13 protein-coding genes are annotated in these 16,943 nt (G+C 72.6%); 10 read left to right on the top strand and 3 right to left on the bottom strand.

Going from position 1 to position 16,943, the window contains the following annotated elements; translation table 11 throughout:
• Positions 1-33 precede the first annotated feature (33 nt).
• The 5 genes from C1A38_RS21085 to C1A38_RS21065 all read left to right on the top strand — a co-directional run bounded on the left by C1A38_RS21085 (position 34) and on the right by C1A38_RS21065 (position 6,922).
• Positions 34-1,833 carry an AMP-dependent synthetase/ligase gene (locus C1A38_RS21085; RefSeq protein ID WP_102659505.1) on the top strand — a complete coding sequence of 600 codons (1,800 nt, stop codon included), beginning with the start codon at positions 34-36 and terminating at the stop codon, positions 1,831-1,833.
• Between the two features lie 14 nt (positions 1,834-1,847).
• Positions 1,848-3,542, top strand: a complete 1,695-nt coding sequence (locus C1A38_RS21080) for a sensor histidine kinase (protein ID WP_102659484.1) — start codon at positions 1,848-1,850, stop codon at positions 3,540-3,542.
• 7 nt (positions 3,543-3,549) lie between these two features.
• Positions 3,550-4,218 carry a response regulator transcription factor gene (locus C1A38_RS21075; RefSeq protein ID WP_007072219.1) on the top strand — a complete coding sequence of 223 codons (669 nt, stop codon included), beginning with the start codon at positions 3,550-3,552 and terminating at the stop codon, positions 4,216-4,218.
• A gap of 162 nt (positions 4,219-4,380) precedes the next feature.
• A complete protein-coding gene (locus C1A38_RS21070; RefSeq protein WP_102659483.1) occupies positions 4,381-5,190 on the top strand; it encodes an SAM-dependent methyltransferase in 810 nt (269 codons plus the stop codon).
• Positions 5,191-5,269: 79 nt separating this feature from the next.
• Positions 5,270-6,922, top strand: coding sequence for a putative bifunctional diguanylate cyclase/phosphodiesterase (locus C1A38_RS21065; RefSeq protein ID WP_233196937.1), 1,653 nt, complete (start codon positions 5,270-5,272; stop codon positions 6,920-6,922).
• A 59-nt stretch (positions 6,923-6,981) separates the two neighbouring features.
• Here C1A38_RS21065 and C1A38_RS21060 read toward each other — a convergent pair whose 3' ends face one another.
• The 3 genes from C1A38_RS21060 to C1A38_RS21050 form a co-directional block, all read right to left on the bottom strand.
• A complete protein-coding gene (locus C1A38_RS21060; RefSeq protein ID WP_102659481.1) occupies positions 6,982-8,106 on the bottom strand; it encodes a glycosyltransferase family 4 protein in 1,125 nt (374 codons plus the stop codon).
• The gene (locus tag C1A38_RS21055; protein ID WP_102659480.1) at positions 8,106-9,362 is read right to left on the bottom strand and encodes a M48 family metalloprotease; all 1,257 of its coding nucleotides are present in this window, start codon (positions 9,360-9,362) and stop codon (positions 8,106-8,108) included. Before C1A38_RS21055 ends, C1A38_RS21060 begins: the two co-directional genes overlap by 1 nt.
• A gap of 156 nt (positions 9,363-9,518) precedes the next feature.
• Positions 9,519-11,072, bottom strand: a complete 1,554-nt coding sequence (locus C1A38_RS21050; protein WP_102659479.1) for an NYN domain-containing protein — start codon at positions 11,070-11,072, stop codon at positions 9,519-9,521.
• 127 nt (positions 11,073-11,199) lie between these two features.
• Here C1A38_RS21050 and C1A38_RS21045 point away from each other — a divergent pair, with 127 nt between their 5' ends.
• The 5 genes from C1A38_RS21045 to C1A38_RS21025 all read left to right on the top strand — a co-directional run bounded on the left by C1A38_RS21045 (position 11,200) and on the right by C1A38_RS21025 (position 16,917).
• Entirely contained in the window at positions 11,200-12,954 is a 1,755-nt protein-coding gene (locus C1A38_RS21045; protein WP_102659504.1) for a DEDD exonuclease domain-containing protein, read from the top strand.
• Positions 12,955-13,083: 129 nt separating this feature from the next.
• Positions 13,084-14,874 carry a RelA/SpoT family protein gene (locus C1A38_RS21040; RefSeq protein WP_102659503.1) on the top strand — a complete coding sequence of 597 codons (1,791 nt, stop codon included), beginning with the start codon at positions 13,084-13,086 and terminating at the stop codon, positions 14,872-14,874.
• Between the two features lie 70 nt (positions 14,875-14,944).
• Positions 14,945-15,487, top strand: coding sequence for an NUDIX hydrolase (locus tag C1A38_RS21035; protein WP_102659478.1), 543 nt, complete (start codon positions 14,945-14,947; stop codon positions 15,485-15,487).
• A gap of 128 nt (positions 15,488-15,615) precedes the next feature.
• Complete coding sequence (locus C1A38_RS21030; RefSeq protein ID WP_102659502.1) at positions 15,616-16,467, top strand: sugar phosphate nucleotidyltransferase; 852 nt, start codon at positions 15,616-15,618, stop codon at positions 16,465-16,467.
• A 162-nt stretch (positions 16,468-16,629) separates the two neighbouring features.
• Entirely contained in the window at positions 16,630-16,917 is a 288-nt protein-coding gene (locus tag C1A38_RS21025; RefSeq protein ID WP_013735163.1) for an Lrp/AsnC family transcriptional regulator, read from the top strand.
• Positions 16,918-16,943 lie beyond the last annotated feature (26 nt).

The following is a 16,943-nucleotide window of genomic DNA, read 5'->3' as shown; positions in this document are numbered from 1 at the left end:
CGGACCGGCCAGTGCAAGCACGAGGGAGTGCAGGTGCGCGAGTTCTCCGTCCCGCCGATCGTCACCGTCGGCGACTCGGCCAACCTCACCGATCCCGTCTGGGAGAACGCCGAGGTCGCGCCGGACGCGGTGCAGTTCATCCGCCGCGACTCCCAGGGCGGCCTGGTGGACGTCACCTGCCGCCAGTTCCGCGACGAGGTCGTCGCGGTCGCCCGCGGCCTGGTCGCCGCCGGCGTCCGGCCCGGTGACCGGGTCGCGCTGATGAGCCGGACCCGCTACGAGTGGACCCTTGTCGACTACGCGATCTGGGCCGCCGGTGCGGTCACCGTGCCGGTCTACGAGACCTCCAGCGCCGAACAGGCCGCCTGGATCCTGGCCGACTCCGGCGCGGTGGCCGCCGTGGTGGAGTCGACCGCGCACGCCACCCTGGTGGCCGGCGTCCGCGACCGGCTGCCCGAGCTGGTGCACCTGTGGCAGATCGACCTCGGCGGGATCGACGAGCTGATGACCACGGGCAGCACGGTGGAGCCCGCCGAGATCGAGCAGCGGCGCGCCGGGCTGCGGTCGGTGGACATCGCGACAATCATCTACACCAGCGGCACCACCGGCCGCCCCAAGGGTTGCGTGCTCACCCACCGCAACATGTACTCCGACATCGCCAACGCGGTGCCGGTACTGCCGAACCTGTTCGGCCCGAACGCCTCCACGCTGCTCTTCCTGCCGCTGGCGCACGCCTTCGCCCGGCTCATCCAGATCGGCGTGGTGCAGGCCCGGGCCACCATGGCGCACTGCTCGGACGTCAAGAACCTGGTCCCCGAGCTGCAAGAGATCAAACCCACCTTCGTGCTGTCCGTACCCCGGGTCTTCGAGAAGGTCTACAACGGCGCGAAGCAGAAGGCCGAGGCCGCCGGCAAGGGCAAGATCTTCGCCCGGGCCGAGGCGGTCGCCATCGCCTACAGCGAGGCGCTGGAGACCTCCGCCGGGCCGGGTCTGGCGCTGCGGGTCCAGCACGCACTCTTCGACAAGCTGGTCTACGGCAAGCTGCGGGCCGCGCTCGGCGGACGCTGCCGGGACGCGATCTCCGGTGGGGCACCGCTCGGCGCCCGGTTGGGCCACTTCTTCCGGGGCGTCGGCGTGCCGGTCTGCGAAGGGTACGGCCTGACCGAGACCTCCCCGGCGGCGTCGGCGAACCTGCCGGGCTTCACCCGCATCGGTACGGTCGGTCGGCCGCTGCCCGGGGTGACCATCCGGATCGCCGACGACGGCGAGGTGCTCATCGCCGGTGACATCGTCTTCCAGGGGTACTGGCGCAACGACGAGGCGACCGCCGAGGCGATCAGCTCCGACGGCTGGTTCCGCACCGGAGACCTCGGATCGCTGGACGGTGACGGCTACCTGACCATCACCGGCCGGAAGAAGGAGATCATCGTGACGGCCAGCGGCAAGAACGTCGCCCCGGCCGTGCTGGAGGACCAGGTACGGGCCCACCAGCTGATCAGCCAGTGCGTCGTGGTGGGCGACCGGCAGCCGTTCATCGCCGCGTTGATCACCCTCGACGAGGAGGCGTTACCGGCCTGGTTGGAGTCGGTCGGCCTGCCCGCCGACACCAGCGCCGAGACGCTGCGCGAGCACGAGGGACTGCGGGCGGAGATCCAGAGCGCGGTGGACCTGGCCAACCAGTCGGTCTCCAAGGCCGAGGCGATCAAGGTGTGGCGCATCCTGCCTCAGGACTTCACCGAGGCCACCGGCGAATTGACCCCGTCGATGAAGGTCAAGCGTCAAGTTGTCCACAAGACGTACGCGGCGGAAATCGCAGACATCTACCGCGGCTGACTACCATCCGTCACGTGTCCGCCTCGACAACCGCCCTGGCCCGCTCCCATCCGCTCGCCTCGGCGACCCGGGTGGTCGTGCTCGCCCTGGTCGCCGTCCTCACCCTGCTCGCCACCCGTGACCTGACCCAGCTCTGGTGGATCGTCCTGCTCGCGGTCGCCGGCCTGCCCGCGTCGATGGCCCCCGAGCACTGGCTGATCGGGCCGATCAGCCGGATGGCGGAGGTGGTGGTGCTCGGCCTGGCGGCGAGTCAGGTCGCAGCGGTCGCCACCATCGGCGGGCACATCGACGGGCTGGGCGCCTCCGCGGTGCTGCCGTACCTGGCGGTGCCGGTGACGGTCACCGCACTGCGACGCCGGTTCCGCGAGGGCGCCCTGCTCATCGCGACGGTCGCCGGCACCCTGCTGATCACCGGCGCGTTCACCGAGGTCGGCGGAGCGCGACAGATGACCCAGACGGGCTACCTCGCGGTCTGCGCCCAGTGGCTGATCCTGGCCGTGCTCGGTCTCTACGCGGCGCAGACGCTGCACCGGGTGATGCAACTGCGGCAGGACACCAAACCCCAGCCGTACGCGGAGGCGACCCGGCTGCTGACCCAGCTGCGTACCGTCGCCCGCCAACTGCCCGGCGCGACCCTGGACCCGGGTGGCATCTCCGAGCATCTGCTGGAGGAGTTGCGCACGGTGGCCCGCACCGACCGGGGGGCCGTGCTCTCCGCCAGCGGCGGCGGGCGACTGGTGGTGCTCGCCCAGATCGGTGCGGACCGGGTCGACTGGGAGACCACACTCGACGCCGACTCGGCCATCGCCGACGCCTGGGCCAGTCAGCAGCCGCAGACCGCGGCCCGTTCCCAGTCCCGCTCCCACCGTGGTGGGGAGGTGTCGGCGTTGATCGTGCCGCTGGTCGCCGGGGTCCGCACGGTCGGCCTGGTGGTGCTGGAGGCCGACGCCGCGCACGCCTACCCGTCGCCGGTGACGGCCGAGGTGACCGGGCTGACCGGGCCGGCGGCGCTGCGGCTGGAGGCCGCCCTGCTCTTCGACGAAGTGCGGTCGCTGGCCACCAACGAGGAACGGCAGCGACTGGCCCGGGAGATCCACGACGGGGTGGCCCAGGAACTGGTGATGGTCGGCTACGGCATCGACAACGCGCTGGCCACCGTGCACGAGGACGCCGAGGAGACCGCCGAGAGCCTGCGGACCCTGCGCCAGGAGGTCACCCGGGTCATCACCGAGCTGCGGCTGAGCCTGTTCGAGCTGCGCAGCGAGGTGGACCGGCACGGCGGTCTGGCCGCCGCGATCGCCGAGTACGCCCGTACCGTCGGGGCCTCCGGCGGGCTGCGGGTGCACCTGTCGCTCGACGAGTCCACCGCCCGGCTGCCCGCAGCCACCGAGGCCGAGTTGCTGCGCATCGCCCAGGAGGCGGTGACCAACGCCCGTAAGCACGCCGGGGCGACCAACCTCTGGGTCACCTGCGAGGTGGATCCCCCGTACGCCCAGATCGAAGTGTCGGATGACGGTCACGGCATAGGTGACAAACGTTCCGACGGGCACTATGGGCTTGCGATCATGGCCGAGAGGGCGGAACGTATCCGGGGCCGGTTGGAGATCAGACCACGTCAGCCCAGTGGGACGACCGTGGCGGTGGTGGTCGGCTCGTCACCCCGGCGCGATAACCTTCGCGGTAGCGCCGCCGCAGCAGAAGGGGAGTAACCCGAGGATGACCACAAGTCCGACACCGGCTACCCGTACCAAGGTCCTCCTTGTCGACGACCACGACTTGATCCGTAAGGGCCTGCGGCACGCCTTCGAGCGCGACCGGCAGTTCGAGGTCGTGGGCGAGGCCGCCACCGCGGCGGAGGGCGTACGGCAGGCCGGCGCGCTGCAGCCGGACGTGGTGATCATGGACCTGCGGCTGCCCGACGGCAGCGGCCTGGAGGCCACCCGCGCACTGCGCAAGTCCAGCGCGTCGATGGGCATCGTGGTGCTCACCATGTACGCGGGCGACGACCAGCTCTTCGGCGCCCTGGAGGCCGGGGCGAGCGCGTTCGTGCCGAAGACCGCGCCGGCCGACGAGGTCGTCGCCGCCGCCCGGCACGCCGCCTCCTCCCCCAGCGCCTTCACCGCCGCCGACCTGGCCGAGGCGATGAAGCGCCGGCTCGCCCCGTCCGGGCCGCAGCTGTCGCCGCGTGAGGGCCAGGTGCTGCGGCTGCTCGCCGACGGCATGAGCGTGGCCGGCATCGCCAAGCAGCTGTTCGTCAGCGAGTCGACCGCGAAGACGCACATCTCCAAGCTCTACGAGAAGCTCGGCGCGGCCAACCGGGCCCAGGCGCTGATGACCGCGCTGCGGCTCGGTCTGCTCGAAGCGCCGGACGCCCCCAAGTTCTGAGCAACACCCACGGCGACGAAGGGATCCGTGTCCGCTACCGCGCGGGCACGGATCTTTCGTATCGACCTCCGTCTGCGGACGCACTATGGTCTCGGTGATGAAAGCGGGGCAGAATACCCGCCGGGGCATTGACGCCTACACCGTGTGCGGAGGAGTGAGACATTGCAGCGGCCGGACTGGGCACCCGAGACGATCGATGTCGAGCGGCCCAGCGTCGCTCGGATGTACGACTACTACCTCGGCGGATCGCACAACTTCGCGGTGGACCGGGCGGCGGCCCAGGCCATGGTGGCCGCGGTTCCCGAGGCCCCGCTGATGGCCCAGGCCAACCGCGCCTTCCTGCGCCGGGCCGTGCAGTTCCTCTGCGAGGCGGGGATCCGCCAGTTCCTGGACATCGGTTCGGGCATCCCGACCGTCGGCAACGTGCACGAGATCGCCCAGCGGCACGCCCCGGACTCCCGGGTGGTCTACGTCGACGTCGATCCGGTCGCGGTGGCACACAGCCGGGAGATCCTGACCGGCAACGAGAGCGCCACGGTCGTCCAGGAGGATCTCCGCCACCCCGAGCGCATCCTCGCCCACCCGGACGTCCGGGCGATGATCGACTTCTCTCAGCCGGTCGCCGTCCTGATCGTGGCGGTGCTGCACTTCGTCGGTGAGCACGACCGGCCGGCCGAGGTGCTGCGCACCCTGCGGGCGGCGTTGGCCCCGGGCAGCTACCTGGTGCTGTCGCAGGCCAGCGACGACGGTCGCAGCGAGGCCGAGCGGGCCGAGGCGCAGAAGGTCTACCAGCGCACCGACAACCCGCTGTGGGTTCGCAGTCGGGCCGAGCTGACCGCGTTCTTCGACGGCTTCGAGCTGGTCGAGCCCGGGGTGGTGTGGGTGCCGCAGTGGCGTCCGGAAACCCCGGACAGCGCCGAGGACGCCGAGCGGGCGGTCTTCCTGGGTGGGGTCGGGCGACTCGGTGGGTGAGCCTCCGGACGGTCCCGCCCGCCCCGGCGCGTTCGCTCGGGCGTGGGCCAAGGCGTTGGCGGGCACCAGCTACCTCCCGATGACGCACGCCCAGCTGGAGACGCTGTTGCAGCGGCTCACCGACCAGCTGGCCGCGGCACTGCGCACGGAACCGCTCGACCTGCGCGCCGGGCACCGGGTGGCCACCGAGCTGGTCGCCTCGCACATCGCCTCCGCCGAGGCGCTCGGTCGCACCGTCGAGGTGATCCAACTCCGGCTGGTACGCGACCTGGACCTGGTCGCCGACGACATCGCCGACCGGATGGCCCGGCTGCTCGCCGCGATCGCCACCGGCTACGCCCGCGCCCTGCGCGACCGGACGTTGGACGAGCAGGAGGCGATCCGGCGGGCCGCCCTGATCGCCCGGGCCGACGCGGAGCGGGCGCTGCGGGCCAGCGAGGCACGCTTCCGGCACCAGGCCACCCACGACCCGCTCACCGACCTGCCCAATCGGACGCTGTTCGCCGAACGGCTCGCCGCGGTCTGCACCGCACACCGCGACGACGTCCACCGGGTCGGGCTGTGCTTCCTCGACATCGACCGGTTCAAACGGATCAACGACTCGTACGGGCACCAGATCGGCGACCGGGCGTTGGTGGCGGCGGCCCACCGGCTCAGCCGTGCCGTGGAACCTCACCTGGTGGCCCGGCTCGGCGGGGACGCCTTCATGATCCTCGTCGAACGCTCCACCGGCACCGGGGACGTGGTGGCGGTCGCCGAGTCGGCGCTGGCCGCCCTCGCCGAGCCGGTGCTGGTCGGCGGGCACGACGTGACGGTCACCGCGAGCGTCGGTGTGGTGGAACGCCAGGTCGCCGGCACCACTCCGGACGACCTGTGGCGGGCCGCCGGGAGCACCCTGCACTGGGCCAAGAGCGCCGGCGGCGCGGGCTGGGCGCTGTACGACGCCGAACGCGACAACCGGGAACAGGCTCGGCAGGCGCTCAGCGCGGCCATCCCCGGCGGGCTGGAGCGCGGCGAGTTCTACCTCGACTACCAGCCGTTGACCTCGTTGCAGGACGGTTCGGTGCTCGGGGTCGAGGCGTTGGTGCGCTGGCAGCATCCGCAGTTGGGGGTGCTGCGTCCGGACAGCTTCATCGGGCTGGCCGAGGAGACCGGCCTGATCGTGCCGCTCGGCTCCTGGGTGCTCGCCGAGGCCTGCCGCGAGGCGGTCGGCTGGTCGGCCGCCACCGGTGAACCGCCGTACGTCAGCGTCAACCTGGCGGTACGTCAGCTGCGCCGCCCCGACCTGGTGCAGGAGGTGTGCGGCCTGCTGCGACACACCGGCCTGCCACCGAACCGGCTCCAGCTGGAGATCACCGAGAGCATGATGATGAGCGGCGCCGAGGAGCCGGTGCGCACCCTACGGGCGCTTGCCGACCTGGGGGTACGCATCGCCATCGACGACTTCGGTACCGGCTACAGCAACCTGGCCTACCTGCGGGACCTGCCGGTGACCGAGCTGAAGGTGGCAGGCGAGTTCGTCCGGGGCCTGCGCGCCCCGGAGGCGGCCGACGAGCGGATCCTCGCCTCGCTTGTCTCGCTGGCCCACGCGCTGGACCTGACGGTGACCGCCGAGGGCGTGGAGACCGTCGGTCAGGCCGAGCGGCTGCGCGCGATCGGTTGCGACGCCGGTCAGGGCTGGCACTTCGGCCGTCCCGCCCCCGCGGATCACATCCTCGCCCGGCTGCGCTGAGGTGTAAGGAAGGGCACCCTGTTAACGCCTGCGGTAGAGCAGGGGACCCCTGTTAACAGTCAGCCGTTCAACAGAGCGGTCAGGCGGTCGGCCTGGGTCTCCCAGCGCCACTCCCGTTCCACCCAGGCCCGACCGGCCGCGCCGAAGGTACGCGCCAGGTCCCGGTCGGCGAGCAGGGTGCCCACCCGGTCGGCGAGTTCGGTGACATCCCGGCCGTTGACCACGTACCCGGTCTCTCCCTGCCGCACCGCGTCCGGCGCACCGCCGGAGTCACCGGCCACCACCGGCAGGCCGGTCGCCGACGCCTCCAGGTAGACGATGCCGAGCCCCTCCACGTCCAGCCCCCGGTTGCGGGTCCGGCAGGGCATCGCGTACACGTCACCGGCGGCGTAGTGGGCAGGCAGGTCCTCCGCCGGAACCGAGCCGGTGAAGACCACCGCATCCTCGACGCCGACCTCGCGGGTCAGCCGGGCCAGCGTCGCCCGGTACGGTCCGCCACCGACCACCAGCAGCGCCGCGTCGGGCACCCGGCTGTGGATCAGCGGCAGCGCCCGGATCAGCATGTCCTGGCCCTTGCGCGGCACCAGCCGCGAGACGCAGACCACCACCGGCCGGTCGGCCAGCCCCAGCCGGCGGCGGACCTCGGTGCCGTCCACGCCCGGGTGGTACAGCTCGGTGTCCACGCCGGGGGCGAGTTGCCGCAGCTCGGTCAGCCCGTCGAGGGCGCGGGCCAGCCGGCTGCGGGTGTACTCCCCCAGGTAGGTGACCACGTCCGCGCCCCGACCGATGCGCCGCAGGGCGGTCCGGGCCAGCGGCAGCGCCGCCCAGCCCACCTCGTGCCCGTGGGTGAGGGCGACCACCCGGCGTACGCCCGCCCGGCGGCGCAGCCCCGCGGCGAGCAGGCCCAGCGGGGCGGCGGCACCGAACCAGACCTTGTCGCAGTCGTAGGCCCGAGCCAGCCGGGCCGCGCGACGGGCCACCAACGGGGTCGGCAGCAGCATCCGGGTCCGCTCGCGGATCACCTCGAACGGCTGGTCGGCGTCGAACTTGTCGGCATCCGGCCAACTCGACGCGTACACCACCACCGAGCCGGCGGGCTGGCGTACCGCCAGGTTGTGGACGAACGACTGGATGCCGCCGGGACGCGGCGGGAAGTCGTTCGTGACCAGCAACGTGCGACCCATCAACCGGCCTTTCTGGCGTACGCGCGGGCGGCGGCGATCCGCTCCACGGTGGAGGGGTGGGAGGCCGAGTAGAGGTACTCCCAGCGGGGCGGATCCGGGTCGGAGAGGTTCACCGAGGACAGTCGCCGCTGCATCGACTCGAAGGCGGCCGGGTCACCGGTCAGCGCGAGCGCGTGCGCGTCGGCGCGGGCCTCGACCCGGCGCGACATCAGCGCCTGCACCGGCGCGAAGACCAGCCCGGCCACCGTGACCAGGGCGAGTAGCAGCCCGAACGCGCGCGGCTCGGCGACCGAGCCGACACCGGCCAGGCGCAGCAGTGGCGGCCAGGAGCCGATCAGGTAGAGCGCCACCACGGCGGCTGCCGCGCCGAGCGCGCCGGTGAGCGTACCGACCGGCACGTCCCGGTCCCTGGCGTGGCCGAGTTCGTGGGCCACCACCGCGGTCACCTCGGCGTCGGTCGCCTCCCGCAGCAGGTTGTCGTAGACCACCACCCGGCGGGTCGGGCCGAATCCCGAGACGTAGGCGTTGACCGCCCGGGTGCGCCGGGACGCGTCGGCGACCAGCACGTCGCGCACCGGTACGCCGTCGCGGGCGGCCAGGTCCATCAGCTGGGTACGCAGCGGCCCCGGCTCCATCGGGCTGAACCGGTTGAACACCGGCTCCACCAGCACCGGCAGCACGAACGACAACAGCACCACCAGGGTCGCCGCCCCCGCCGCGCCGAACGCCCACCACCAACGCGGGGCGAGTCGCACGACGGTGTAGAAGCCGAGCAGGGCCACCGCGCCGACGACGGCACTGACGGCGTACGACTTGAGCAGGTCGACGGTCCAGCCGGCCCAGCCGTTGGTGGCCAGTCCCCACCGGGTGAGCACGCTGTGCCGCCAGGCGGCGAAGGGCAACGTGACCAGGTCGGCCACGAGCACCACGGCGAGCCCGCCGAGAATCGCCTGCGCGGTCCAGTGGTCACCGAAGGGGCGCCCGGCCAGTTCGATCAGGCGGCTGCCCAGCGGGGTGAGCCCGAGCGCGAGCGCCACCAGCAGGCCGACACCGAGCGCCGTCCAACTGCCGGGGCGCAGCGCGGAGCGGAACTGTCGGGCCCGTTCCACCTGGTCGGCGGGGAGTTCCCGGAGTGCGGCAAGCTGATCGGCGCGGGGCGCGGGCGGACGGTTCCACGGGATCAGCACCAGCGCCGCCACCAGCAGCGCGAGACCGAGCCCGGCCAGGGTGAGTACGGCCCAACCGCGCGGGCTCACCAGACCACCCGATCCGCCTGCGGCGACCCGGCGCAGCGACCGGTATCGGACCGGCCGTCCGCTCTGCCGCTCATACCGTCGCTCCTGTCGCCATGGGCGCCAATCCTATTGCCCGGCCCACGTTGTCCCCACTCGAGTGGATCGCAACCGATCCGGTCAGGAGCGGGAGAGGCGGCGCAGCAGCGAGTCCGCGCCCAACGGGTAGGCGCCGTGTCGGCGTACCCCGTCGGCGACCTCGCGGTCGGAGGAGACCACCACCACCGCACGCCCCGGTGGCTCGGCGCGGACCAGCCGGCGGATCAGTTCGTCGGCGGTCTCGCCCTTGCGGGAGAAGAGCACCCGCACCCCCCGCGGGGTGGGCGGCAGCCCGTGCATCCGTTCGGCGCCGTCGAAGACCACGGTGACCTCGTCACCGGTCTGCGCGGCGATCCCGCCCAGGCCGGTGATCAGCCGCTTGCGCTGCTGTTCCAGCGACATCTCCCCGAAGCCCCGCTTTGTCACGTTGTAGCCGTCGACCACCAGGTGGGCGCGGGGCAGGGCGAGCAGCTGGTCCAGTCGGGCCGGGTCGTCGGTGTCCCGGGCCCGCGCCGCGGCCCCGGTGGAGGTGGCCGTCGAGGAGTCGGCGAAGGAGTCGGCGACGAAGTCGGCGGGCAGCTTCTCCACCGGATCCAGGGCCAACTCCCGGCGCAGCCCGACGGCGGCCTGCCCGATGGTCTCCAGCAGCAGCCACAGGCGGGCGTCGTCGACCGAGCGGGCCTCCTTGGCGCTGGCCCGGGCGACCCCGGCCGCCGCCTCGGCTTCGGCCAGTCGAGCCCGAGCCCGGCGCAACTCGGCGTCCGCGTCCGCCGCCGCCCGCGCGGCCCGGCCCCGCTCGGTGGCCAGCAGCTCACTCGCCCGACGTTCGCGGGCCTGACTCTCCCGCAGCGCCCGGGCGAGCTGGCGGGACTCCTCGCGCAGTTGGCCCAGTTCCTCGCGGACCCGGGCCAGTTCGTCGCGCAGCTTGTCGGCCTCGACCCGGGCCACCGCGCGGTCGTGGTCGGCCCGGTTGGCCCGCTGCTCGGCCTGGCGGACCAGTTCGGCCACCACGGCGGTGTCCGCCTCGGCGCGTACCGCCGCGCCGCTGGCCTCGATCAGCTGCCGCCACCCGCGCGGCCGGGCCAGGTAGGCCAGGGCGGCTACCTCGACCGGATCGGCGGCGGCGGGGGCCGTCCCGTCGACCACAGCGGCACCCAGGTCACCGGCGTCGGCCAGCACCCGGGCGGTGACCCGCTGGCGGAACAGCGGGTCGGCGGCGAGTTGGGCGGCGATCACCGGCGCGCCGAGGCGGGCCCGCCGGTTCGGGGCGAACTTGGCGACCCGACGCAGCGGCACGGGCACCTCGTCGCCGGGCAGGCCGGGCAGCACGGCGGCGGTGAGTGAGACGATCCGCTGCCGGACCGGCTCGGGCAGGCTCGGCTCCGGCTCGGGCGTCTGCTCGGTATCGGGCTCAGGCGTCTGCTCGGCGTCGGGCGTCTGCTCGGCATCCGGATCGGCGGGGGTCTGCGCATCGGCGGTCCCGGCGTCGGCGCCGCCGTCGGCGGCGGTCTGCGGGTGCGGCGGGTCCCCCAACCCCCCGGCGGCGGCGACATCGGCGAGGTCACCGGCAGCCGGCACCGCGACGACCTGCTCCTCCTGGGAGAGGTTGTCGTCGTACGGCTCGGTGAGGGGCATGTGGCAAGTCTCCCACCGCGACCGGGCCCACCGCCCGGTGAGTGAGCCGATCTCTCATCCTAGACCGGTGGTGGCGAATGGGACCGGTGGGGCGGGAGTGTCGGACCGGACGGTTACCGTGCCGCCGATGGCAGCACAGGAATACCTCCAGCCGGCGCTGGCCGGGCTCGACCCGGCCGTCGACGGCGTCGACCCGGCGCTGCCGCTGTATGCGACGACGTTCGTGGTCGTCGACCTGGAGACCACCGGTGGGGCACCGGACGGCGGCGGCATCACCGAGATCGGCGCGGTGAAGGTACGCGGTGGCGAGGAGCTGGGGGTGCTGGCGACCCTGGTCAACCCCGGCGTGCCGATTCCACCGTTCATCACCGTGCTGACCGGCATCACCGAGGCGATGCTGCTGCCCGCGCCCCCCATCGAACAGGTGCTGCCGAGCTTCCTGGAGTTCATCTCCGATGCCGTGCTGGTCGCCCACAACGCCCCGTACGATGTCGGTTTTCTCAAGGCCGCGTGCGCCCGGCACGGTTACCGCTGGCCCAACCCCCGGGTGCTGGACACCGCCGCGCTGGCCCGCCGTGTGCTGCTGCGCGACGAGGTGCCAAACCGCAAACTCGGCACCCTGGCGGCCTACTTCCGGGCTGCCACCACCCCGACGCACCGGGCGTTGGACGACGCCCGGGCGACCGTGGACGTGCTGCACGGGCTGATCGGGCGGCTCGGCGGGCACCGGGTCGACACCATCGGCGAGGCCATCGAGTTCGCCCGGGCGGTCACCCCGACGCAACGCCGCAAACGGCACCTGGCCGACGGGCTGCCCCGCTCCCCCGGGGTCTACATCTTCCGGGCCGCCGACGACCGACCGCTGTACGTCGGCACCTCGCGCGACATCGCCACCCGGGTCCGCAGCTACTTCACCGCCGCGGAGAAACGCGCCCGGATCTCGGAGATGCTGGCCGCCGCCGAGCGGGTCGAGGCGCTGGAGTGCGCCCACTCGCTGGAGGCGGAGGTCCGAGAGCTGCGGTTGATCGGGGCGCACGCCCCGCCGTACAACCGACGGTCGAAGTATCCGGAGCGGGTGGTCTGGCTGAAGCTGACCGACGGGCCGTACCCCCGGTTGTCGGTGGTGCGGGAGATCTCCCCCGACGACCGCGCCTACCTCGGGCCGTTCTCCTCGCGGCGGGCCGCGGAGCTGGCCGCCGCCGGCTTCCACGACGCGGTGCCCCTGCGTCAGTGCACCCACCGGCTGTCGCTGCGTACCGTCACGCCGGCCTGCGCGCTGGCCGAGCTGGGCCGCTGCCCGGCACCCTGCGAGCACCGCATCACCCCCCAGGAGTACGACGCCGTCGCGGTGACGCCGTTCGCCGAGGCCACCACCGGCGACGCCAAGCCGGTGGTGGACGCCCTGCTGGCCCGGATCGAGGCACTGGCCGCCGGTCAGCGCTACGAGGAGGCGGCGGTGCTCCGATCACGACTGGCGGCGGTGCTGCGCGCGACCGTACGCATGCAGCGGCTGGCCGCGCTGACCGGCATCGCCGAGGTGGCCGCCGCCCGGCCGGCCGAAGGCGGCGGCTGGGAGCTGGCGCTGGTGCGGCACGGTCGGCTCGCCGGAGCGGGGGTCAGCCCGCCCGGGGTCCACCCGCGACCGACCCTGGCCACCATCCGCGCCACCGCCGAGACGGTGCCGGCCGGGCACGGCCCGGTCCCGGCGGCCACCCCGGAGGAGTCGGAACGGATCCTGTCCTGGTTGGAACGGCCGGAGACCCGACTGGTGGAGATGTCGGCCGGATGGGCCTCTCCGGTGTCCGGCGCGGGTCGCTTCCGTGACCTGTTGACCAAGGCCGAGAACGCAGCGTCCCGTCAACTCTGGTCCGAACGCTCATGAGCAACTGACCGATCGGACTACGTCGACTCACTTAGTCTGTTAAGGGAGTGCAGTCCTGCCCGTTTCGAGGTTCTGCTCCCGGTTGCCGATCCGCAGGCGCGCCGGTGCGGAAGTGAGGGGGTGTCCCACGTGGACGTCGACGCCGGACGCGGCGGCGCCCTACGGGGCGCACTACCCGCACAACCAGGCGAACTTCCGCTCGCCCGCCGACTCCGGTCGCTGCTGAGCTGGCCGACCACCGACACCGAGCCGGTGGGGCAACTCGTCCGCACCCACCGCAGCATCCATTCGGGTGCCGACCCCGCGGTGCTGCGCCGGTCGTACACGATCGCCGAGAACATGCACCGCGGCCAGTTCCGCAAGAGCGGGGAGCCGTACATCACCCACCCGCTCGCGGTCGCGCAGATCTGCGCCGAGCTGGGCATGGACACCACCACGCTGGTCGCGGCGCTGCTGCACGACACCGTGGAGGACACCCGCTACACGTTGCAGGCCCTCGCCGAGGACTTCGGCCACGAGGTGGCCCACCTGGTCGACGGGGTCACCAAGTTCGACAAGGCGTTCTACGGTCAGGCCGCCGAGGCGGAGACCATCCGAAAGATGATCATCGCGGCCGGCAAGGACGTCCGGGTGCTGATCATCAAGCTGGCCGACCGGCTGCACAACATGCGCACCCTGGGCGTACGCTCGGCGGCCTCCCGGGAACGGATCGCCCGCAAGACCCTCGAGGTGCTGGTACCCCTCTGCGACCGGTTGGGCATCCAGACCCTCAAACGGGAACTCGACGACGTGGTGCTGCTGCACCTGGAGCCGGACGAGCACGCCCGCATCGCCCGCCACGTGCACGACCGCCCCGGCTGGGACAGCTACCTCAACGACGTGGTGGCCCAGGCCAAGGTGGCGCTGCGGCGGAGCCGGGTCGACGCCCAGGTCGCGCCCCGACCCCGGCACCTCTACTCGATCTGGAAAGACACCGTCGCCGGCGGCCACACCGTGCCGTACGACCTGCCCCGCATCACCGTCGTGGTGGACGGCCCGGCCACCGACTGCTACGCGGCCCTCGGCGCCATCCACGGGCTCTGGCGACCGGTGCCCGGCCGGTTCAAGGACTTCATCGCCTCCCCGAAGAACAACCTCTACCGCTCCCTGCACACAAGCGTCTGCGGCCCCCGCGACCGCACCGTGGAGGTGCTGATCCGCACCGAGGAGATGCACCGCTCAGCCGAGTACGGGGTGGCCGCCGACTTCCGCTTCCCCCGTGCCAGTGGCGCGCCGGCGGCCCGTACCGAACAGCTCGACTGGTTGCGCCGGGTGCTGGACTGGGAGCAGGACGCCGCCGACCCGGCGCAGTTCCTCCAGTCGCTGCGCTGCGACCTGGCCGAGGCACAGATCCAGGTGGTCGCCGAAGGTCGGCAGATCGTCCTGCCGGCCGGGGCGACCCCGGTCGACCTGGCCTACGAACTGGGCACCGACCGGGGCGAGCGATGTCTCGCCGCCCGGATCAACGGTCGGCTGGTCCCGCTCTCCTCCGAGTTGGAGGAGGGCGACGTGGTCGAGATCTTCACCGAGACCGACGAGGAGTGCTCCCTCGACGCCGAGGTCGCCCCGCGCGGCCCGCGCCGCGAGTGGCTCGGCTTCGTCAAGTCGCCGCACGCGCAGATGCAGATCAACCGCTGGTTCGCCGAGCACAGTGAGCCCGGCATCTCGATCAGCGACAAGGTCCGGCTGGGCCGGGCCACCATCGGGCTCGCCCTGCGCCAACACAACCGAGGGCTGGCCAGCGACCTGCCGCTGCTGCGGCTGTCGGAGGAACTCGGCTACCCCGACCTGGAAACCCTGCTGGTCGCGGTCTTCGACCGGGTGCTCGAACCGGACGCCGTCGTACGCCAACTCATCGACCTCGTCGACCACCGGCAGTAAGGCGACCACCGGCAGTGACGCACCGCGTTCCTCGGGCGCGAGCGCGTCTCGCGGCCACTAGCCTGAAGCCATGACCCCCCGCTCGCGCCGCATCGGACGCGCCGTCGCATACCAGGTCTTCTATCGGCTTCCGCCGTCGGTACGGCGCCGGCTGGTGCGGCTGGCCGTGCCGAAGTACATCGTCGGCGCGGTCACCCTGGTGCACGACAGCGAAGCCGAGGGCGCGGGTCGCCTGCTGCTGCTGCGCCAGCCACCGGGTCGAGGCTGGTCGCTGCCGGCCGGGCTGCTGCAACGCGGCGAGAACCCGGCCGTGGGCGCGGCCCGCGAGTTGCACGAGGAGTCGGGCGTACGCCTCTCCCCCACCCAGTTGACCCCGGCGACCCCCAACGCCGTCGTACACGCCAAAGGCTGGGTGGACGTGGTCTTCACCGCCGAGGTGCCGGCGTCGAGCACCACGCTGACCGTGGACGGGGCCGAGGTCTTCGAGGCCGCCTGGCATCCGCTGGACGACCTGCCCAAGCTGACCTGGCCCACCGCGCGACTGCTCGCCTACTACGACATCGGTCCACTGGCCGGGCAGTTCCCGCCACCACTGCCCGACACCCTGCCATGACCAGCCCACCACCCGATCCGACGTTCTCGCCGGCACCGACGTCCTCGGCGGCCCTGGCGTCCTCCACCTCCCCGCGGGCACTGACGTCCCCGCCAGCCGCGACCTCGGGCGGGCCCGGGGAGGGGGCCGTGGCCAGCCTCGACGGTGAACTCTGCGCGGTGGTGCTCGCCGCCGGGGAGGGCACCCGACTACGCCCGCTGACCCAGCGGTTGCCCAAGGCACTCTGCCCGGTGGGCAACGTGTCACTGTTGGATCGCGCGCTGGCCCGGCTCGCCGGGCTCGGCCTGGCCGGGCCGCAGCAGGTCGCCGTCAACGCCTGCTACCTCGGCGACCAGGTGGTCGAGCAGGTCGGCACCCGAGCCCACCTCTCGGTGGAGCAGGGCACTCCGCTCGGCACCGCCGGTGGGGTCGGCAACCTGCGAGACTGGATCGCCGGTCGGGGCGTACTTGTCGGCAACGCCGACGCGTACCTCGCCGACCCGGCGTCGCCGCCCGGGCCCGACATCGCCGCGCTGCTGCACGACTGGGACGGCGAATCCGTACGCCTGCTCGGCCAGCCGGCACCCGACCCGACGGCACCGGGCACCTTCGACGGGCACCTCTTCACCGGCTTCTCGCTGCTGCCCTGGCGCCTGGTCCGGGAACTGCCGCCGACCTTCGGTGACCTGGTCCGAGCGGTGTGGCGCCCCGCCGAGGCGGCCGGTCAACTGACCGTGGTCCCCTACCCGGGCACCTTCTACGACACCGGCACCCCCGCCGACTACCTCACCGCCAACCTGCACGCCGCCGGCGACGACAGCCTGGTCGATCCGACCGCCACGGTCACCGGCCACTGCCACCACTCGGTGATCGGCGCAGGCGCCACGGTACGCGGCACGGTGACCCGCTGTGTGCTCTGGCCCGGCGCCACCGTCCACGCGGACGAGCATCTCCACGACGTGATCCGGGTCGGCGACGACCTCACCGTCCCCGCATCCTGACCCGTCCCAACCGCCCTGACAGTTCCGATCGCCCTGCCCCGCCCTGGCAGCCCTGACCGGTTTCCGAGCCCCGGGTGCGCCGGGCTTTGCCGTCCCAGCAGCGCTGATCCGGTTGGCGGGCCCTAGCATGGACGAGGAAGACCGACGAACGGAGAACCTCCAGTGATCACCGCGATCGTGCTGATCGACTGCGCCACCGACGCGATTCCTGAGGTGGCCGAGGCCCTGGCCAACCTGCCCGGGGTGAGCGAGGTCTACTCGGTGGCGGGACACGTGGATCTGATCGCCATGGTCCGGGTCCGCGAGTTCGACGAGATCGCCCGGGTGATCGCCGGCAGCATCTCCAAGGTGCCGGGCGTCCTCAACACCGAGTCCCACATCGCCTTCCGCGCCTACTCCCGCCACGATCTGGAAGAAGCCTTCGCCATCGGCCTAGCCGGCGCCGACTAACCCCCACCCCCACCCCCACCCACCCC

Source organism: Verrucosispora sp. ts21 (assembly GCF_002879555.1).
Classification (GTDB): Bacteria; Actinomycetota; Actinomycetes; order Mycobacteriales; family Micromonosporaceae; genus Micromonospora; species Micromonospora gifhornensis.
The sequence above is the reverse complement of the archived record's forward strand: the minus strand, read 5'-3'. Positions and strand labels throughout refer to the sequence as shown.

Coding starts and splice junctions, on each gene's coding strand:
- C1A38_RS21050 (WP_102659479.1), bottom strand. CDS start 11,072: ATGCCCCTCACCGAGCCGTACGACGACAACCTCTCCCAGGAGGAGCAG.
- C1A38_RS21065 (WP_233196937.1), top strand. CDS start 5,270: ATGACGCACGCCCAGCTGGAGACGCTGTTGCAGCGGCTCACCGACCAG.
- C1A38_RS21045 (WP_102659504.1), top strand. CDS start 11,200: ATGGCAGCACAGGAATACCTCCAGCCGGCGCTGGCCGGGCTCGACCCG.
- C1A38_RS21035 (WP_102659478.1), top strand. CDS start 14,945: ATGACCCCCCGCTCGCGCCGCATCGGACGCGCCGTCGCATACCAGGTC.
- C1A38_RS21060 (WP_102659481.1), bottom strand. CDS start 8,106: ATGGGTCGCACGTTGCTGGTCACGAACGACTTCCCGCCGCGTCCCGGC.
- C1A38_RS21075 (WP_007072219.1), top strand. CDS start 3,550: ATGACCACAAGTCCGACACCGGCTACCCGTACCAAGGTCCTCCTTGTC.